Below are 4,207 nucleotides of genomic sequence, written 5' to 3' on the forward strand. Positions count from 1 at the left end.
CGGTGCAGGTCTTCCTGGACAAGAACCCCGAGCTCTTCGAGACGGCCGCCGAACGGTCGGATGTGAAGATGCTGATGCTCTGCCTCATCCTCGGCCTGACCGGCTGGGCCGGCCTGTGCCGCCTTGTGCGCGCCGAGACCTTGAAGCTGCGCGAGCTTGACTACGTGCAGGCGGCGACGGCCTTCGGCGTCGGCGACTTGGCGATCATGGCCCGGCACATCGTGCCCAACGTCATGCACCTGGTGTTGATCACGGTCGTGCTGAGCTTCTCCGAACTCATCCTGTACGAAGCCGTGCTGACCTATGTCGGCGTCGGCGTCGATCCGGTCATGAACAGCTTCGGCAGCATGATCAACCTGGCCCGCGCCGAGATGTCGCGCGACCCGGTGGTCTGGTGGAGCTTTGCAGCGGCCTTCGGTTTCATGGTTGGCCTGGTGTTGGCGGCCAATCTGTTTGCCGATGGCGTGCGCGACGCTTTCGATCCCAAGGCCCGCTCCACCCGGCCGCGCGTCTTCCAGCGCAAGGGGGTCGCCGATGCTTGAGATCGACGACCTGCGGGTCCAGCTGGATGCCGACGCGGGCCTCGTGCGTGCCATCGACGGCCTGCATCTCGCGCTGACGCGCGGCGAAACCTTTGCGCTGGTCGGCGAAAGCGGCTGCGGCAAGAGCATGACGGCGCTGGCGTTGATGCGCTTGCTGCCCGAGAACGGCCGCATCGCCGGCGGTGCCGTGCGCCTGGACGGGAAGGACCTGCTGGCTCTGCCCGAGAGCCGCATGCGCGAGGTGCGCGGCGGCCGGGTGTCGATGATCTTCCAGGAACCCTCGACCAGCCTGAACCCGGTCATGCGCGTGGGTGACCAGATCGTCGAGGCTATCGAAGCCCATACGCCGCTGCGCGGCACCGCGGCGCGTGCCAAGGCCATCGACTGGCTGGCCCGGGTCGGCATTCCCGAGCCGCAGCGCCGCATCGACGACTACCCGTTCCGCCTGTCGGGCGGCCAGAAGCAGCGCGTGATGATCGCCATTGCGCTGGCGGCCGAGCCGGAGTACCTGATCGCCGACGAGCCGACGACGGCGCTGGACGTGACCATCCAGGCGCAGATCCTCGACCTGATCCGCGACCTGCAGCGCGAGCGCCAGCTCGGCGTGCTGCTGATCACCCATGACCTGGCCGTCGTCAGCGGCATGGCCCACCGAGTGGCGCTGATGTATGCGGGCCAGATCATCGAGGTGGCGCCAGCCGCCGAGTTCTTCGCGGCGCCCAAGCACCCCTATGCCCGGTTGCTGCTGCAGGCTTTGCCCGGTGCTGCCCGGCGCGGCGAGCCGCTGGCGGCCATCGCCGGCATGGTGCCGCCGCTGTGGACGGCATTCGCCGGTTGCCGCTTTGCGCCGCGTTGCGACAAGGCCATGAGCCACTGCGCAACCACGGCACCGGCGCTGACCGAGGAAGGCCCGCAGCACCAGGTGCGCTGCCTGCTCTACAGCCAGCCGGGCGAGGCCTTGCCGCGAGAGCCTGCGGTCGCCAGGGTGTTGATGGCAGCGGCGCCGGGGCAGGGCGAGCCGCTGCTCGACGTGCGCGACCTGCGCGTGCGCTTCGCGCTGAAGGCGCCGCTCTTTCACCGCGGCCCGCGCTATTTCAACGCGGTGGACGGCATCAGCTTCCAACTCCATGCCGGCCGCACGCTGGCCCTGGTCGGCGAATCCGGTTGCGGCAAGACGACCTCGGGCAAGGCCATCGTGCAACTGCTGCGCCGACAGGCCAGCATCAGCGGCCAGGCTCTCTTCGAAGGCCAGGACCTGTTCAAGCTGGCCGGCCCGGCGCTGCAGCAGGCGCGGCGCTACATCCAGATCATCTTCCAGGACCCGTTCGCGTCGCTGAACCCGCGCATGCGCGTCGCCGACGTGCTGGAGGAGGGCTTGATCGCGCTGCGCCCCGACCTCGACGCCACCGCCCGCCGCGAGCGCCTGCACACCCTGGTCGACCAGGTCGGCCTGCGCCGCGACGCCCTGCAGCGCTGGCCCCACGAGTTCTCCGGCGGCCAGCGCCAGCGCATCGCCATCGCCCGCGCGCTGGCGGTCGAGCCCAGGCTGATCGTCTGCGACGAGCCGACGTCGGCGCTGGACGTCTCCGTGCAGGCCCAGATCCTCAATCTGCTGCGCGAACTGCAGCGCGAGCAGGGCCTGGCCTATCTCTTCATCACGCACAACATTGGCGTGGTCGAGTACATCGCTGATGAGGTCGCCGTGATGCAAGCGGGCCGCGTCGTCGAGCGCGGAAGGTGTGATGAAGTACTCAGACAGCCAACTGCAAGCTTTACGCAAGTTTTACTGAAGGCGGTGCCCCGGTTGGTCTCGATCACGTCGCGCGTAGACAACGGCTAGGGTTTGACACTAGGCCTCGTAACTCCGAGAAACCGTTTCGTATCAATGGCTTACCGCCGATTGGCGCGGTCCTAGGTGCATGTACGGGGAGGGGGGCGATGCTGCGACCGCACAAACTTCCGGCACCCCAAATCTGAGCTGATCGCTCAGGCCAAGGATCGGCCCTACCCAGGGCCAGCACCGCCTCACCACAAAGGCGGGCATCCATCCATTCAGGAGTGTCAATGTTCAAAAAATCCATCATCACCAGCGCCGTCCTGGCCTTGGCCGCAACGAGCGCGCTGGCTCAGGACGCACAAAAGCTGGAACGCATCGAGATCACTGGCTCCAGCATCAAGCGCATCGACGCTGAAACGGCTGTGCCGCTGACCATCGTCACGCGCGAATCCATCGACAAGTCCGGCGCCTCGAATGTCCAGGAACTGGTCGACCGCCTCAGCTCGAACAACGGCGGTGGCCGCTCCCTCGGTGAGTCCATCGGCGACTCCGCCGCCACCGGCCAGACCGGCGCCTCGCTGCGCGGCCTGGGCCGCGAGCGCACCCTGGTGCTGCTGAATGGCCGCCGCCTGGCAATCTACCCTTTCGCCGGCGCCGGCGTTGACCTGAACGCCATCCCCCTGRCCGCCATCGAGCGCATCGAAATCCTGCGCGACGGCGCCTCGTCGACCTATGGCTCCGACGCCATCGGCGGCGTCATCAACTTCATCACCCGCAAGGATTTCCGCGGCGGTGAAGTGACGGCCGGCTACGAGCAACCCCAGGGCATCGGCGGCAAGATCGCCTCGGCACAGGGTGGCATCGGCTTTGGCGACCTGGCCAAGGACAAGTTCAACATCCTGGGCACCTTCAGCTTCCAGGAATACGACGTGATCCGCGCGGCGGACCGCGATTTCGCCGCGACCGGCAATCGTCCGGACATCGGCGTTGTCAAGTCTTCGGGCAACACCTTCCCGGCCAACGCCTACAACGCCACGACGGGTGCCTACATCCCCGGTGTCGCCAAGTTCCCGACCTGTGTGCTGCCGGACAGCTTCCCGGGCGGCGCCAACTGCCGCTACGACTACACCAGCAAGATCGACATCGTCCCCGCATCCACACGCATCGGCGGTCTGGTGCGCGGCACGGCCGAGCTGAGCTCCGATCACCAGCTGTTCGCCGAGCTGTCCTACTCCAAGAACGAGATCATTCTGGGCTCGTCGCAAACGCCTTCGAGCACCACGGGCCGCGACGACTACCTGTACCCGGCTGGCGGCAAGTACTACCCCACTGCTGCCGTGGACGCGTCCAGCAGCAAGGGCTATCGCGGTGACCTCGTCATCGCCTGGCGCATGGTGGACGGCGGCCAGCGCCTGACCAGCGTGACCAACAGCATGACCCGCGCCCTCGTGGGTGCTGAGGGCCAGCTCGCAGGCTGGGATTACAAGGTTGGCCTGATGAAGGCCACTTCCAAGGCCAGCGAAGACTTCCTGACTGGGAATTTCTCTGACACGCAACTGGTGCGCGTGCTCAAAACCGGCAACGTGAATCCCTTTGGCCCGAACGACGCGGTCGGTTTGGCCTTGCTGAAGGAAGCCGAACTGCACGGCAACAACCGCGCCTCCAAGACGACGTTGAATGCCTTCGACCTGTCCGCAACGCGCGAACTGTTCGCGATGGCCGGCGGTAACGCCGCCATCGCCGCGGGTCTGGACATCCGCAAGGAAGAGTATCTGGACGGCTACTCCGAAATCGCCGGCTCCGGCGACATCGTGGGTGGTTCGGGCAACGCCGGTAAGGTGCGTGGCGAACGCAAGACCACGGGCATCTACGCCGAGCTGAACCTGCC

Annotated in this window: 3 protein-coding genes; all 3 read left to right on the forward strand. The window is 66.7% G+C overall.

Annotation, left to right across the window (positions count from 1 at the left end):
• Nucleotides 1-542: ABC transporter permease (locus ACXJKR_RS25965; protein WP_457325259.1), on the forward strand; the 542-nt coding region annotated here is incomplete at its 5' end.
• A complete protein-coding gene (locus ACXJKR_RS25970) occupies nucleotides 535-2,382 on the forward strand; it encodes an ABC transporter ATP-binding protein (RefSeq protein ID WP_457325260.1) in 1,848 nt (615 codons plus the stop codon). The genes ACXJKR_RS25965 and ACXJKR_RS25970, both read left to right, overlap by 8 nt.
• Nucleotides 2,383-2,606: 224 nt before the next feature.
• On the forward strand, nucleotides 2,607-4,207 hold a 1,601-nt coding region (locus ACXJKR_RS25975), incomplete at its 3' end, for a TonB-dependent receptor plug domain-containing protein (protein WP_457325261.1).

Source organism: Roseateles sp. P5_E11 (assembly GCF_054049355.1).